The sequence below is a fragment of the Kribbella yunnanensis genome, from assembly GCF_039529655.1.
Classification (GTDB): Bacteria; Actinomycetota; Actinomycetes; order Propionibacteriales; family Kribbellaceae; genus Kribbella; species Kribbella yunnanensis.
Genome location: NZ_BAAANF010000015.1, coordinates 1 through 14,881, shown reverse-complemented (window position 1 = coordinate 14,881; position 14,881 = coordinate 1). Strand labels below are relative to the sequence as shown.

Sequence of the window (14,881 nt, the reverse complement as noted above, 5' to 3'; positions counted from 1 at the left end):
CCCGTGATAGGAGGTCTATCGATGTACGACCCGGACCAGCTGCGGACGTTCCTCGCCGTCGCCCAGTCGCTGAGCTTCACCCAGGCCGCCGAGCGGCTGGGCATCCGGCAACCCACGGTCAGTCAGCACGTCCGCAAGCTCGAGGCCGCGGTCGGCCGCCCGCTGTTCCTGCGCGACACCCGCACCGTCACCCTGACCGCCGACGGCGACGCCATGGCCGGTTTCGCCCGCACCATCCTGGCCGCCCACGAGGAAGCCGCCGGCTACTTCACCGGCTCCGAACTCCGCGGGCGGTTGAGGTTTGGCGTCACCGACGACCTCGCCCTCACTCCGCTTCCGCGCATCCTCCGCGACTTCCGCCAGCTCTACCCCCGCATCGACCTGGAACTAACAGTCGCCCAAAGCCCCAACCTGCTCCGCCGAGTAGAGTCCGGCCACCTGGACCTCGCCTACGTCAAACACTCCGTAGGCACCGGCTACGAACCCAACGGCCGCCTGGTCCGCCGAGACCCCCTCGTCTGGGCCGGAATCGCCGGCACCCGCATAGCCCCCGACGGCCCAGTCCCCCTGGTCGCCTACCAAGCCCCCAGCCTCAGCCGCTCCCTAGGCGTCCAAACCCTCGAGCAGGCGGGCCGCTCCTGCCGAATCACCTGCATAGTCCGCGGAGTCAACGGCGTACTGGCCGCAGTCCGAGCCGGCCTAGGCATAGCCATCTTCGCCCGCACCCTGATGCCCGCCGACCTAGTAGAACCCCCACCCAGCGCCGGCCTCCCAGAGCTGCCCGCCATCGACCTGGTCCTCATCACCAACCCCCGAGCCGCCAAAGAACCAGCAGAGGCATTAACCGCCGCCATCCTCGGCAGCAACGCCCCCCTCAAGCCCGACGCCGCCTAGTGCTTAGAGAACCCCGCCACGCAGTACCAGCGTCACCACGCTCACAGCAGCTATTGCAATCGTCACCAGGAACGGTGCGTCCCGCCACGCCACGACTGTTGTGAGCAGGCCTGCAGCGACTACCAGTGCGACCCAGCCCACTAGCCCGACAGGACCGGCCGGGGCGATCACGAGCAGCGCAGTGGCGACTGCGAGGGGGAGGGGAGCTAGTAGGCGAGCGTGAGTGCCGAGGCGTTGTGGCCAGCCGCGTACGCCTGTTGCCAGGTCGTCTTGCAGGTCCGGTACGACGTTTGCCAGATGGGCACCGACCCCGAGTAGAGCGGTGGCTGTGGTGGCCCACCACGGTGCCCACGTGTGGCTGGTTCCCAGGGTGACGAACGACGGCAGTCCGCCGAACGCGACGGCGTACGGGAGCCAGGAGATGACGGTGGACTTCAGTCCGAGGTTGTAGGCCCAGGCGCAGGCTACGAACAGCAGGTGAACCAGACCGGCCGCGATTCCGTTGGCCAGCGAGACGGGGATGGTGACAACCAGCATGAGCCCGGCTGCGACCGCCAGCGTGCGGCGACTCACCAGTCCGCGCACCACCGGCTTGTCCTTCCGGTTCACAATGGTGTCGCGGGCGGCATCTATCGCGTCATTGCTCCAGCCGATCGAGAGGTGGCCGGTGAGGATGGTTGCTGCGACCAGGAGACATCCGGCGGGACTACGCCCGGCCGACCACGCCACTGCGGTCACCAGCGCGGTGACCGCGACGGTCGGTCCGAGATGGCAGGCGAGTACCAGTCCCTTCAGCGCTCTCACCGACACCACGATGTCACGATGACGCGGATCGCAGCGGTCCGACCGGCGCTGCCGCCGTACCGCTATGAGCAGGCAGAGCTCACCGACGCCTTCGCTGCGATCTGCCTGCCGGACGGCCGTGGAAACGCACTGCTGCGCCGACTGCACGCGAACGCAGGTGTGTCCTCACGCCACCTGGCTCTGCCACTTGAGCAGTACGGCGTCCTGAAGGACTTCGGCGCCGCGAACGACGCCTGGATCGCAGCAGCCGTCGACCTGGGCGCCGAGGCGGTCGCCGGCGCAGTTGCCGACGCAGGACTAGAGCTGTCGGACGTCGACGTACTGATGTTCACCACAGTCACCGGAGTAGCCGCCCCATCGATAGACGCGCGAGTCGCGGTCCGATTAGGGCTGCGGGAAGACGTGAAGCGACTACCGCTCTTCGGACTGGGCTGCGTCGGCGGTGCGGCCGGGATAGCGCGGCTGCACGACTACCTGCTCGCCTGGCCGAAGCACGTCGCCGTACTGCTGTCTGTCGAGCTCTGCTCGCTCACCCTGCAGCGCGACGACTCCTCACTACCCAACCTGGTCGGTGGAGCGCTCTTCGGCGACGGTGCGGCCGCAGTAGTGCTGACAGGCTCCGAACACCCGCAAGCGACCGGACCCTCCGTCCTGGCGACCCGGAGTCGGCTGTATCCCGACTCTGAGCGAGTCATGGGCTGGGACGTCGGCTCCGGCGGTTTCCGAATCGTCCTGGGCGCGGATGTGCCGGAGGTGGTGCGCAAGTACCTTGGCGGTGACGTCAGAGGATTCCTGGCCGACCACGGCCTGACCGTGCCCGAGATCGGCACCTGGGTCAGCCACCCCGGCGGCCCGAAGGTCCTGGAAGCAGTAGCCGAAACGCTCGACCTGAGACCCGGTGCGCTCGACCTGACCTGGAAGTCCCTCGATGCAGTCGGAAACCTCTCCTCCTCATCGGTGCTGCACGTGCTCGGTGACACGCTCACCCTGCATCCTTCGGGCATGGGCCTCCTGCTAGCCATGGGCCCAGGATTCTGTTCCGAGCTAGTACTACTGGAGTGGCCCTGATGAATTGGTACGTCGTCCTAGTGGTGCTCGTCGGTCTCGAACGCGTCGCCGAGCTGGTGGTCTCGCTGCGCAACGCCAAGTGGAGCTTCGCCCAGGGCGGTGTGGAGTCCGGGCGCGGGCACTACCCGTTCATGGTGGTCCTGCACACCGGACTGCTGGTTGCGTGCCTGGTGGAGTCGTTCCAGCGCCCGTTCATCCCCGCACTGGGGTGGACGATGTTCGCACTCGTCGTGCTGTCGCAGGCACTGCGCTGGTGGTGCATCAGCGTGCTCGGTCACCAGTGGAACACCCGCGTGATCGTCGTACCGGGTCTGCACCTAGTGGCGCGCGGACCGTACAAGCTGCTCAAGCACCCCAATTACGTGGCCGTGGTGATTGAGGGGATCGCGCTACCGCTCGTCCACACCGGCTGGATCACCGCGGTGGTCTTCACGCTGCTCAACATCCCGCTGCTCGCCGTACGCATCCGCACCGAGGAAGCCGCGCTCAACGCAGCCCTGGTCAAGTGATCGACCTCCTGGTCGCCGGCTGCGGCCCTGCTGGAGCAGCCACCGCGATCAGAGCAGCGCTGGCCGGTCTGTCCGTGGTAGTCCTCGAACCCCGCCAAGGCCCGATCGACAAAGCCTGCGGCGAAGGCATCGCCCACAGCGCCGTCAACTACCTGGACCGCCTAGGTGTGGAGCTCACCGGCCGCCCCTTCCACGGCATCCGCTACCTCGACGCCGACCACTCCGTAGACGCCCGCTTCACCGCCGGCCCCGGCCTGGGCGTCCGCCGTACCACCCTCCACCAGGCACTCCTGGACCGCCTCGCCGAACTGAACGTCCCCGTCATCCCCGCCCGAGTCGGCCCCATCACCCAGAACACCACCTCGGTAACCGCCGCCGGCCACACCGCCCGCTACCTGGCCGCCGCCGACGGCCTCCACTCACCCATCCGCCGCCAACTCGGGTTGTCGGGGGAGCGGACCGCCCAAAGCGCCCCGACCCGTCGTGGACTCCGCAGGCACTACCAGGTCTCTCCCTGGACAGACCTGGTCGAGGTCTACTGGTCTCCGCTGGGGGAGGCGTACGTGACACCGGTGGCCGACGACCTGGTCGGCGTAGCCGTCCTCACCACCGCCCGCGGGACGCTTGACTCGCACCTAGACGCGTTCCCCGCCCTCAAGCGCCGCCTGTCCAGCGCCACCCCCGCCAGCACCGTCATGGGTGCCGGCCCCCTCCGCCAACACGTCCACCAGCGAGTATCCGGCCGAGTCCTCCTAGTCGGCGACGCCGCCGGCTACATCGACGCCCTCACCGGCGAGGGAATCGCAGTAGCACTCCGCACCTCCGCCGAGCTCGTCGACTGCGTCATCGCAGACCGTCCAGCCGACTACGAAGCCGCCTGGCGCCGAGTCTCCCGCGAGTGCCGCCTCCTCACCGCATCGTTGCTCTGGGCCCGCAACCGCAGCCTGCTGGCCCCTCACATCGTCCCCGCCGCCGCCCGCCTCCCCGGCATCTACGCTCACATCGTCAACAGGTTGTCCTAGGCAACAAAACACACCGGCCCTGTCGGCGATCCGCCGTACCCCTGTCGGCTTTCCGCCACCCTCTGTACCTCATCCGCCACTCTCGGTACCCTGCCCCTAACTGCCGCTCGACACCCGCCCGCCTCCTTCCGCCCCGAGGAGTCCGTCCCATGAAAGCTCTTGCTGCCCTCGCGCTCCTGGCCGCCCTCGCCGGGTGCGGATCCTCCAATGCGGCCGCACCGCCGCCTGCGGCTCCGCCCGCGACCGCGACCAGTGCACCGGCGTCCGAGTGGAAGATCGACCCGTCGTTCAACTCCCTCGACCTGGCCTGGATCGAACTGATGATCCCGATGGACGAGCAGCTCCTCCAGGTACTCGGCATGGCGGAGAAGCAGGCCGCCGACCCGGCCGTCCGGAGGTTCGCGACCACAGTGGCCGGCGGGCACCGCGACGAGGTCGAGAAGCTGAAGCTGAACCGGACCCGCTCCGGGATGCCGGTCCGCAACCCGCACGTGGGGCACGACATGAACGGGATGATGACCGAACCCGAGATCGTTGCCCTCGGCAAAACCTCCGGCCCCGCCTTCGATCAGCTCTTCGCCAAGAACCTGAAAGAGCACCTGACCGAGTCGATCGTCCTGGCCAAGGACATCAGCACCAACGGCAAGGACGCCGCCGTGAAGTACCTGGCCGGCGAGATCCAGACCAGCCGCGCGGCCCAGCTCAAAGAACTAGCAGCACTCGCGAAGAATTGAGTAGGCCCGGCGGTCGCTCAGACAACCGCCGGGCCCAGTGGTTTTGGGCTCCCTGGTGAAGAGTCCAACCCCGGTCACTCCTCGAGCTCCCTGGTGAAGAGCTCGATCAGCGACAAGGAAGACTCTGTCAGCCGGATGTTGCTCAACCATTGCCGGTAAATGAAGCCTTGTTACATGACCCTGTGGCATAGATCTCAGCCCGGATCGGGAACTCAGTGCTCCGTTCGTACGGCGGCGATCTGCAGCTGTAATGCCAGTCGTTCCAGTGGATCACTCAGGTCGAGTGCGGCGATCTCGCCGATCCGCTTCATCCGGTGCCGCAAGGTGTTCGTGTGCAGATGCAGTTCCCGGGCAGCCCGCTGCGGCTGGCCCGGATACTCCAGCCACGCCTGCAAAGTTTCGACGAACCCGGTGTCGTGCTGGATGTCGTGCCGCAGCAGTGTCGCGAGCGGACCGTCCATCTTGTTCACGTCCAGCGACAACACCGCCCGGTGCACGGTCAGCACGTGCCACGCCTCCTCGACGCGCAACACCGGGCCTGGTGCGACCCCACGCCGTACAAGGCCGAGCAGTTCGACCGCCTCGGCCCGTGAGCTCGGCAGATCGGCCGGTCCGCGGGCGGGACCGCCGGCCGCAGCAATAGAGCCCTTCGCATGGTCCGCGACCAGCTTGGCCAGCCAGGGCCACGATCCAGGGCCCTCCGTATCGGTCACGACCGCAAGTACGGTCCCGTCCAGGTCAGCGAGGTGCGGGTCGCTCCAGCCGTGCCGCCGGCCGGTCGACTCCCACAGGTCGAGCTGCTGCGGTACGTCGTACCCCTCAGGCGAGGAGAGTGCGACAACCCGCCATGGTCGCGGTGGGAGGCGCACATCGAGCGGATTGTCCGGGGAGAACTGTCGGAGCACAGTCCGGAGCCTGTCGATGGCACTGCGCCGTGCGACATCCGCCTGAGCCCGCAACCGGAGCAGATGCAGTGCCAGAACAGACGCGGCGTTGCTGAGCTCAGCCATCACCTCGTCACTGACCGGACCGTCCACCACAGCCCAGATGGACCCCAGCCACTCGCCACCGGCCCGCACCGGCACGATGAGGCGCGGGCGGATCCCGTTCGGCCCCTCAGGCACCAGAAACGGTTCACTGGACCGTGCGAGTCGTCTGAACACCCCGCGAGCCCGGAAGTGTGCGATCACCTCAGGCGGAACCCGACGGCCGACGATGGTGGAGACCCGAGCCGGGTCAGTGAAGTCCTGACCAGAGGAGTACGCCAGCACCCGCGACTGGTTGTCCTCGATGGTCACTGGCGCGTCCACGATCGCCCTGGCCGCGTCCGCCAGTGCGAACAGCTCCTGGTGTACGCCGGCGTCACCGGCCACGGGGGAGTCCGGTGCGGCCGCTCGGTCGATGACACCGCGCAGCAGCCAGACCACGTGCGCCCAGGCGACGCTCGGCTGCAGTGCGACCAGCGTGAGCAACCACCGCTCGGCTGCCGCGACCACGGCCGGGTCCCGGGCGAGCGTCGTACGGAGAACGACCCCAGAGGCGTTTCCGGCCGCGCAGCGCTCCACGAACTCCACGGCGTCCTCGGCGTTGCGCAGCCCGAGTCCCAGGACCAGGTCGCCCGGGTGACCGGTGGCTGGCTCCTGCGGATCCGCCAGGAAGACGTCCCGGACCTCGTTGTCCCCCTTGCCCGTCACCACCACCTCGAACAGGGCGGGACCGACGGCGACGATTAGGTCAGGCGCGGTGATCATGAGGTTATTGTGCGCTGAGCACAGTCATTTGTCCCGTGAATGGTGTGATCGCACCATGACAGGTGTCTCAAGCGGCCGCACCATCAATACATGGTCGCTGACTCCACACACATCGTTCCTGATCGCGTCGCCGTCGTCGGCGCGGGCATGGTTGGTCTGGCCACCGCCTGGTTCCTCCAGGAGGCCGGCGTCGAGGTCACCGTGCTCGACCGTGAAGGTGTCGCCGCAGGTGCGTCCTGGGGTAACGCCGGCTGGCTGACGCCCGGCCTGGCCACCCCGCTGCCGGAGCCGGCCGTCCTCAAGTACGGCGTCCGTGCGGTGCTGAGCCCCTCCTCCCCGGTGTACGTTCCGCCGACCGCGAGCCCGCGGCTCCTCAATTTCCTCACCCGCTTCGCTCGCAACAGCACCGCCGGACGCTGGAAGACAGCGATGGACTCGCTGGTCCCGATCAACCGCCAGGCGCTGCCGGCCTTCGACTTCCTGGCCAAGGCCGGGGTCGAGGCGCAGACCTACGAGGCCAAGTCCTTCCTGGCCGCGTACCGGACCGAGGCCGAGCGCAGCGTGCTGCTCGAGGAGATCGAGCAGATCCACGCCGCCGGTCAGGGCATCGAGTTCGAGGCGATCAGCGGTGACGACGCTCGCGAGATCGAGCCGTCGCTGTCCGACGAGATCGGTGCGGCCATCCGGCTGCACGGTCAGCGCTTCATCAACCCCGGTGAGTACGTCCAGCTGCTGGCCGACTCGGTTGTCGCCCGCGGCGGCCAGATCATCACCGGCGTCGTGGTGAAGGACATCGTGGACGAGATCCGCGGCGTCCGCCTGGTCACCGGTGACGGCGAGACCGACCCGTTCGACGCGGTCGTGATGGCCACTGGCGCGTGGCTGACCGATCTGGCCAAGGACTTCGGCGTGAAGACCGTCGTACAGGCTGGTCGTGGTTACAGCTTCAGCGTCCCGATCGCGCACGTGCCGGCCGGACCGGTCTACTTCCCGGCCCAGCGGGTCGCCTGTACGCCGCTCGGCGACCGGCTGCGTGTCGCCGGGATGATGGAGTTCCGCAAGCCGGAGGCGAAGCTGGACCCGCGCCGGATCAACGCCATCGTGGAGGCGGCCCGGCCGCTGCTGCGGGACGCCGACCTGGACGCCCGCACCTTCGAGTGGGTCGGCCCGCGGCCCTGTACTCCGGACGGTCTGCCGATCATCGGTGCCACCAAGTCCCCGCGCGTGTACGCCGCCGGTGGACACGGCATGTGGGGCATCACGCTCGGCCCGATCACCGGCCAGTTGCTGGCCGAGACCATCACCACCGGCCGCACCCCGGCCGAGCTCGCCCCGTTCGACCCCTTGCGCTGAACCTCTTCGAGGAGGGACCGGCGTCGATCGGTCCCTCCGCCCGGTACTGACCACACCTCTCGCGGCAGTCGCGTGAACCGCTTCCGGACGGCAGCCTCACCCGCCCGGCAACCACCAGGGTTCACTGCACCGCAACGGTCAGCACCTGGAGCGGGCCCTGGCCGTTGATCTCCTGCCCAGGGCCCGCTCCCATCAACCAACGAAGCCCCGGACACCTGCCCGGGGCTTCGTTGATGAATGCGTCAGTGCGTGTGCGGCTCGGTACCGTGCTCGGCCTCGTGCGCTGCGATCTGGGCGCGGACCTCTTCCATGTCCACGGCGCGCAGCTGCTTGATCAGGTCCTCCAGCGCCGGCGCCGGCAGAGCGCCCGGCTGCGAGTAGAGGACGACACCGTCGCGGACGGCCATCAGGGTCGGGATGGACTGGATCTGGAAGGCCTGGGCCAGCTCGACCTGCGCCTCCGTGTCCACCTTGCCGAACTTGATGTCGGTGTGCTCCTCGGACGACTTCTCGAACACCGGCCCGAACATCTTGCACGGACCGCACCACTCCGCCCAGAAGTCGACCAGGACGAGGCCCTCACCACTCACGACCTCGTCGAAGTTCTCCTGGGACAGCTCGACCGTTGCCACTACGACCTCCGAAGTTAGACGACTACACGCGCTTCAACACCGAACCACCCGCGAGTGTTCCCTCGGCTCAGATCGGCATGTCGATGAACGGGGAAGCGTAGTCCTGGACCTCTTGGAGGATGGAAGCCGCGTCCTCCGGGGTCAGCTCGGCCCGCTCGCGCTCGGCGATGATCATCTGCTGGAGCAGCCGCGTCTCGCCCGCCGTCGCCAGCCCGGCGATCTCCGGGTGCCCGTTCAGCAGCCAGGCGGTGGCCGCCGTCACATAACGCTGCTCGTCGAACGGCCGGTACCACGTGTCGTACGTCTTCTCCTCGCCGTCGCGCCAACCCCGCCGGGCGATCATCTTGATCGTCATCAGGGCGGCGTCCGAAGCCTGTACGGCGGCAACCAGCTCGGCGTAGTCCGCGGCGTACTGGGGATCCGTCGAGAGGTGGTAGTTGAGCGGGGTGAGCACGCTGTCGAAGTCGAACCGGCGCAGTCCCTCCAGATGCACGGCCGGCGCCTGCGCGGTGTGACCGGTGATCCCAATGGCTGAGACCAGACCCTCTTCCTTGGCCCGGATCGCGGCCTCGAGCGAACCGCCCTTGCCGGTGACGAGGTCGAGATTCTCCAGATCGCAGACCGCGTGCATCTGGATCAGATCGACATGATCTGTCTGTAACCGTTCCAGCGAACGATTGATCTCGCTCCAGGCCTCTTCGAACGTCCGGCGCCCGGTCTTGGTCGCGAGGAAGATGCGGTCCCGGATCTCCGGCATCCGCGGGCCGAGCCGGAGCTCCGCGTCGCCGTAGTCGGCGGCGACGTCGAAATGGTTGATCCCGGCATCGAGCGCCTCCTGGATCGATGCGTCAGCACGGTCCTGGTCGACGCCGCCGAGCGAAGCGGCGCCGAAGATCAGCACCGAACTCCGGTGGCCGAGCCGGCCGAGTCGGCGAGTTTCCATCCTGGTCCTCCAGGGGTAGCAGGGGGTACTCCGACCCTATGCCCTGACATGGACGTTTTGACCCCTCGCCACGGGAGAGTTTTCCACAGGGAAGTCCGCGGATCGGTTACTATGCGTGATCAGTTGGTGTGGTCTTTTACCATGTTGTTCGCACGGATTTTCGAATCTGTCCGAGCGGTGTGGCATGGTGTGCGCTGCCCGATCGACGACGCGGGAATGAGAGAGGAGCTATGGCGACGGTACCGAAGGTGTCACGCTTGGCGTTCGAGGGTGACACTGCCCGCAACTGGGGTAACAGTATGGCTGCGGGGAGCGATGGAGCATCCGGATCCTGGTCTCAGGTCTCCCGGTGGACAGTTGCTTGCCGTATTCTCCCGGCTACTGTCCGCGTAACTGCTGTCTGAGGGGCGGGTAGCGATGAGTTGGTGGCGAACAGTGCTGAATCTGCCGCCAAAAGGTGAACACTGGTCGGACCAGCGGCGACCCAAGAAGGCCGCCCGGGGACGCCAACAGAACACCGCACCGGAGTGGTGGGCCCACCCCGACGGTCCGGTGTCACCCACCCCTCGCCAGGCACAGGGCGTAGCCGCGCAGTACTCGGCGCCGCAGACTCCTCCGCCTGGCGGAGTGATGGCTCCGCCTCGTCGCCCCGGTGCCCGCCCGCCGGAGCAGCCCGGTCAGCAGGGTCAGCCGGTCCAAGGTCACCCACAGCCAGGTCAGCAGCCGACACCCGGTGAGCAGCGGCAAGGCTCTGGTCAGCGCACCCCGGAGCGGCTGCGGCAGCGCTCGCCGCACGGCGCCCATGCGGCCCCTGGTCCCGTCCGAGAGTCGCTGGAGCCAGGTCAGCCCCCGTGGGCGACCGAGCCCGAGTCGTCCTTCTCCACGTGGGCACGACGCTTCTTCCGCGGCCTGGTGGTCGCGGTCCTGCTGCTCGCGGCGATCAGCGGTATCCGGTCCTGGGTCAGCCCGAACCGGACGCCCGACACCGTGGTCGGCAGCCAGAACAGCTACCCCGTCGAGGAAGCCCGCGCGATCGCGACCCGGTACGCGATCTCCTACCTGTCCTGGGACGAGCAGAACCCGGAGGCCCGTCCGGCCCAGGTCGGGCTCGACCTGGCCGCCGGTCTGGACAGCCGCGCGGGGTGGAACGGACGCGGCAAGCAGGTCGCTGTGACCGCCTACCCCGGCGAGGTCAAGGTCGACCCCGGTGGCGTGGTCGCCAAGGTCGACGTACGGGTCCGTGTCCAGCAGTACTACCTCAAGGGCAGAGCGATGACCGCCGGCCAGTTCGTCTGGCAGCGGTTGTCCGTCCCGGTCGCCCGGACCGCGGCCCGCGTCGTGGCCAGTGGCCCGCCGACGTTCGTACCGGACGGTCGTGCGGCACTGCCGGAGAACATGCCCGAGGCCGGCGTACCGGACGATGCTCTGACGGCCGCAACGAACAAGGACGCCGAAGCGTTCTTCAGCGCGTATGCCGAGTCCGACAACAAGGTGTCGGCCGTGACCGCCCCCGGCTCGACGATCCGCAGTCTGAACGGCGCCGTGAAGTTCGGCGAACTGAAGGACTGGCAGGTCTACACCGGTAACGACGACGAGCGGCGGGCGACCGCTGCCGTCACCTGGGACGGGGTGGGAGACACCACCCTCGACCAGACGTACACGCTCACGTTACGGCGTACTGTCGCCACGGACGGAGCACAACGATGGCAAGTGGCTGCCGTCGGATGACCACAGCAACCCGCCGTCGGACGACCGAGGCACCAAGGGAGACACCGCAATGACGACGCATGAACTGGCTGCGAGCGTGGTTCAGCTCGTCGCGCCACTGGCCAACGCCAATGTCCCGACCGGCGCGGATTTCAAGGACTGGGTCCTGGTCATCGCGGGCAACATCTTCATCGCCATCCTGGTCCTGCGCGCGATCGGGCACTACTTCAAGCGCGAGTGGGGCGAGTTGTTCGGCCACATCGCCGCGGGGGTGCTGGTCGGTGGGCTGATCTATGCGAACAACCAGACCATCAATGTGCTGAAGGGCTTCTGGGGATTGCTCTCCGGGGGTAATTGATGCGCGTCGGCCGTACCCTGACCCACCACTTCGAGATCGAGACCCGGCAGTACGACCTGCTCGGGATCGACCTCGGAGAGGGCGCGCGACGCCGGATGATCATCTTCGGTGCGGTGATCATCCTGGCCTGGATCGCGCTGCTGTTCCCGTTCGTCGGGGTGCCCCAGAAGGGCACCGTCAGCCTGTACGTCGTTCCGCCGTTCGTGATCACGGCGTTCGGCTGGCGCCCCGGCAAGTTCCACGAACGCCGTCGCCGCGTGACCGAGTGGGCGCTGGCCGTCCGCTACGCGTTGCGCGCCCATCGCCCGATCATCGGACTCGGCGCCCGGGCCGCCGACAAGACGGAGTACCTGCCATGGCGTGAGCGCGTCGCGACCCAGAAGGTGGCCAACCTGGCGAAGGCCCGGGTGACCCCCGAATGGGAACGCGAGGTCGTGGTGGAGCTGGATCCGATGGTCCGCGCGGGTGCGGACATCACCGTGAACCAGCGCGCCCGCCTCCTCGGGGCGGACCACGTGCGGAGGGTCAGTCGCAGGAATTCGTCAGGGAAGGTGCACGAATGAAGATCGCTGACAAGCTCCTGAACCTGGTGGGTGTCGGCCGCGAACGCGGCCTGCCGCCGCCCCGGTTGGTGGCCATCGCCGACGGCCTGCTCGTCACCGAACGCAGCGCCGAGGCATGGTTCCTGATCTCGGTGGCGAACACCGACTTGGCCACCGAGGCCGAGCAGGACGCCGCCCTGGACGCCGCGGTGAGCGCCGCCGCGACCATCCTCGGCGACCGGCTCAGCCACCTCAAGGTGGTCTGGGGCCGATCCACCGGCCAGGACTACATCGACTCCGTCACCGGCCACTACCGGCTCGGCGACCACGAGGCCTGGGCGCAGACCAGGGCCGACCGGATCGACGAGATGCGGATGCCCGAGCGGTACGTCGCCCTCGGCGTACACCTCAGTGACCGCGACCCCCGCGCGACCGCCCAGGTCCGCGGCTCGATCAGCGACGCCCTCGGTACGACGTCCTGGCGGGTCAGCGCCCGTGAGCTCGCCCACCTGGACGAGCGGGTCCGCAAACTCGGCCGTCAGCTCGGCTCGACCGTGTGGCGTGCCCACACCGCCCCCGCCGAGGTCATCTCCTGGCTGATCAGTCGCGAGATGCACCGCGGCGCCGTGGCCGCACCCCGTCGCGGCCTGATCACCGGCGCCTCGCTGGCCCGGCTGACCTCCGGCCGCGTCGTGCCGTACACCGACCACCTGCGCATCTACGACTCGCGCGGCCAGATCGCGGCGTACACGACTGTCCTCGCGATGACCGACTTCCCCGAAGAGCTCGAGACCCCGGGCCCGGGGGAGTGGCTGCGCACGCTGTCGGAGATCAAGGCGATCGACGACGACGGCGACGAGATCGACGTGACCGTCGAGGCCTCCGTCCGCTTCCGCGTGCTCACCAAGAAGACCGCCCGGCACCTCGTCGACGAAACCCGCAAGAGCGCCAAGGAACAGCGCCGTTCGGCTGCCAAGGGCACCGCGGAAGAGACCGCGGACGAGATCGTCGAGACCGAGCGCGTGATGCGCGAGGTCAAGCGCGACATCAACCGCAGCGGCCTCACCCTGGTCGAGGACCACCCCCGCCTCCTGGTCAGCGCGGACACCCGCGAGGACCTCGAGGCGTATGTCGACGCCGTCATCGCGCACTACGCTGACCGCGGCATCACCGTCGCCCCCGGTGCCGACGAGCAGCGCGACCTGTGGCTCGAGTCGCTCCCCGGCGACCAGCTCCGCGTCCCCGACCTCGGCCACGTCCGCGAGTCGACCGCGTTCTTCGGCTCCTGGTTCTGGGGCGGCGCGTCGATCGGTGACGCCACCGGTCCCGCGATCGGCTACCTAACCGGTTCCACACCAGGTCTTGTGCGTTTCGACGCCGCCGCCGGTTCGGCTCTCGGTGACGCGACCACCACCCTCTTCCTCGGCCGCTCCGGCCGAGGCAAGACGACAGCCGCCATGCTCGGCGGCCTCGACTCCGCCTTCGCCGGCGCCTGGGTACCACTGCTCGACCTCAAGGGCGACGCCGCCGGCGTCTCCGCGGTCGCGGCGGAGTACGGCGTACCGACTGCTGTCATCGAGATCACCGCCCAGTTCTCGGGTGCCGCCGACCTGCTCCGCGTCCTCCCGGTCGACGACGCCCTCCTGCAGGCACCGTCCCAGCTGATGCTCCTGCTCCCGCCACACCTCCGTGGTGCAGCCGAAGCCCCGGTCATGGCCGCCACCCGCGCCGAGATCCAGTCACCCGACCCCTCGTCGTGGGGCGTCATCCAGCGCCTCTGCAACTCCGACTCCGAAACCATCCGCACCGTCGGCTTCGCCCTCCGCGACCTGGTCGAAACCGGCCTCGGTTCGGTAGTAGCCGGCCCACCCTCAGGCCTGTCCTCCCTCACCACCAACCCAGGCCTCTGGGTAGTCCAGATGCCCGGCCTCACCCTGCCGTCCCCCGAATCGGCCCCCGAGTCCTGGTCCCCGATCGAACGCGTCGGCATGGCCTGCCTCCGCGGCTGCCTGGCCTGGATGGTCCGCACCACCGGCCGCCGCGAATTCCGCGGACGCTCCAAGGTCGTCATCGTCCCCGAGGTCCACCTCCTGACGAAGACCCCCGACGGCGCCTCCTTCCTCGACTACATCGCCCGAGTAGGCCGAGCCCTGGGCGCCTCCCTGGTCCTCGACACCCAGGACCCCGCCTCAATCCTGAAACTCCCCGGCCTGGTCGAGCAGATCACCACCCTCTTCGCCTTCAGCCTCCGTTCCCGCGAACAGGTCGACTCCCTCCTCGAACTGCTGGGCCGCCCCCAAACCGCGCCGTACCAAACCCTCGTCCGCGGCATCAACACCGCAGCCAACGGCAAATCCATCCGCCACGGCCACTGCATCATGCGCGACCGCTGGGACGAAGTAGCCACCGTCCAGATCGACATCCCCAGCCAACGCGTAGCCGCCCTCCTCCGCACCACCCCCGAATCCGAACACGCCACCCAACCCACCCCGGCCCTCCCCACCACCCCCACCCCCGCCGACCCCTTCGCCGACGACGAAGACCCCCAAGACCTCCCAACCCCC

14 protein-coding genes are annotated in these 14,881 nt (G+C 68.3%); 10 read left to right on the top strand and 4 right to left on the bottom strand.

Annotated features, from left to right (window positions below; genetic code table 11):
- The first annotated feature begins 21 nt into the window (after positions 1-21).
- The gene (locus tag ABD231_RS19870) at positions 22-894 is read left to right on the top strand and encodes a LysR substrate-binding domain-containing protein (RefSeq protein ID WP_132175360.1); all 873 of its coding nucleotides are present in this window, start codon (positions 22-24) and stop codon (positions 892-894) included.
- A 3-nt stretch (positions 895-897) separates the two neighbouring features.
- Here the strand turns inward: ABD231_RS19870 and ABD231_RS19865 are convergent, their stop codons facing one another.
- A complete protein-coding gene (locus ABD231_RS19865; protein ID WP_344153797.1) occupies positions 898-1,698 on the bottom strand; it encodes a UbiA family prenyltransferase in 801 nt (266 codons plus the stop codon).
- 18 nt (positions 1,699-1,716) lie between these two features.
- Between ABD231_RS19865 and ABD231_RS19860 the strand changes: the two genes are divergently transcribed.
- The 4 genes from ABD231_RS19860 to ABD231_RS19845 all read left to right on the top strand — a co-directional run bounded on the left by ABD231_RS19860 (position 1,717) and on the right by ABD231_RS19845 (position 5,031).
- Positions 1,717-2,766: a type III polyketide synthase gene (locus ABD231_RS19860; protein WP_344153794.1), complete on the top strand. Its 1,050-nt coding sequence runs from the start codon at positions 1,717-1,719 to the stop codon at positions 2,764-2,766.
- The gene (locus ABD231_RS19855) at positions 2,766-3,275 is read left to right on the top strand and encodes an isoprenylcysteine carboxyl methyltransferase family protein (RefSeq protein ID WP_344153791.1); all 510 of its coding nucleotides are present in this window, start codon (positions 2,766-2,768) and stop codon (positions 3,273-3,275) included. The genes ABD231_RS19860 and ABD231_RS19855 overlap by 1 nt, the downstream gene beginning before the upstream one ends.
- A complete protein-coding gene (locus ABD231_RS19850; RefSeq protein WP_344153789.1) occupies positions 3,272-4,297 on the top strand; it encodes an NAD(P)/FAD-dependent oxidoreductase in 1,026 nt (341 codons plus the stop codon). Before ABD231_RS19855 ends, ABD231_RS19850 begins: the two co-directional genes overlap by 4 nt.
- Before the next feature lie 149 nt (positions 4,298-4,446).
- The gene (locus tag ABD231_RS19845; protein WP_344153787.1) at positions 4,447-5,031 is read left to right on the top strand and encodes a DUF305 domain-containing protein; all 585 of its coding nucleotides are present in this window, start codon (positions 4,447-4,449) and stop codon (positions 5,029-5,031) included.
- A gap of 212 nt (positions 5,032-5,243) precedes the next feature.
- On the opposite strand, the gene ABD231_RS19840 is transcribed toward ABD231_RS19845, so the two are convergent.
- Positions 5,244-6,782, bottom strand: a complete 1,539-nt coding sequence (locus tag ABD231_RS19840; RefSeq protein WP_344153784.1) for a helix-turn-helix domain-containing protein — start codon at positions 6,780-6,782, stop codon at positions 5,244-5,246.
- A 90-nt stretch (positions 6,783-6,872) separates the two neighbouring features.
- Here ABD231_RS19840 and ABD231_RS19835 point away from each other — a divergent pair, with 90 nt between their 5' ends.
- The gene (locus tag ABD231_RS19835; RefSeq protein WP_344153781.1) at positions 6,873-8,135 is read left to right on the top strand and encodes an NAD(P)/FAD-dependent oxidoreductase; all 1,263 of its coding nucleotides are present in this window, start codon (positions 6,873-6,875) and stop codon (positions 8,133-8,135) included.
- 242 nt (positions 8,136-8,377) lie between these two features.
- Here ABD231_RS19835 and trxA read toward each other — a convergent pair whose 3' ends face one another.
- Positions 8,378-8,767 (bottom strand): thioredoxin, encoded by a 390-nt coding sequence (trxA, locus tag ABD231_RS19830; protein ID WP_344153778.1) that lies wholly within the window; start codon positions 8,765-8,767, stop codon positions 8,378-8,380.
- A gap of 67 nt (positions 8,768-8,834) precedes the next feature.
- Entirely contained in the window at positions 8,835-9,710 is an 876-nt protein-coding gene (locus ABD231_RS19825; RefSeq protein ID WP_344153776.1) for an aldo/keto reductase, read from the bottom strand.
- A 630-nt stretch (positions 9,711-10,340) separates the two neighbouring features.
- On the opposite strand from ABD231_RS19825, the gene ABD231_RS19820 reads away from it, so the two are divergent.
- From ABD231_RS19820 to ABD231_RS19805, 4 genes are all read left to right on the top strand, one after another.
- Positions 10,341-11,438, top strand: coding sequence for a conjugal transfer protein (locus ABD231_RS19820; protein ID WP_344153773.1), 1,098 nt, complete (start codon positions 10,341-10,343; stop codon positions 11,436-11,438).
- 49 nt (positions 11,439-11,487) lie between these two features.
- On the top strand, positions 11,488-11,775 hold the full coding sequence (locus ABD231_RS19815; protein WP_344153770.1) for a hypothetical protein: 288 nt from the start codon (positions 11,488-11,490) through the stop codon (positions 11,773-11,775).
- A complete protein-coding gene (locus ABD231_RS19810; protein WP_344153767.1) occupies positions 11,775-12,338 on the top strand; it encodes a hypothetical protein in 564 nt (187 codons plus the stop codon). Before ABD231_RS19815 ends, ABD231_RS19810 begins: the two co-directional genes overlap by 1 nt.
- The coding region (locus ABD231_RS19805; protein WP_344153764.1) for an ATP-binding protein at positions 12,335-14,881 on the top strand (2,547 nt) is incomplete at its 3' end. The genes ABD231_RS19810 and ABD231_RS19805, both read left to right, overlap by 4 nt.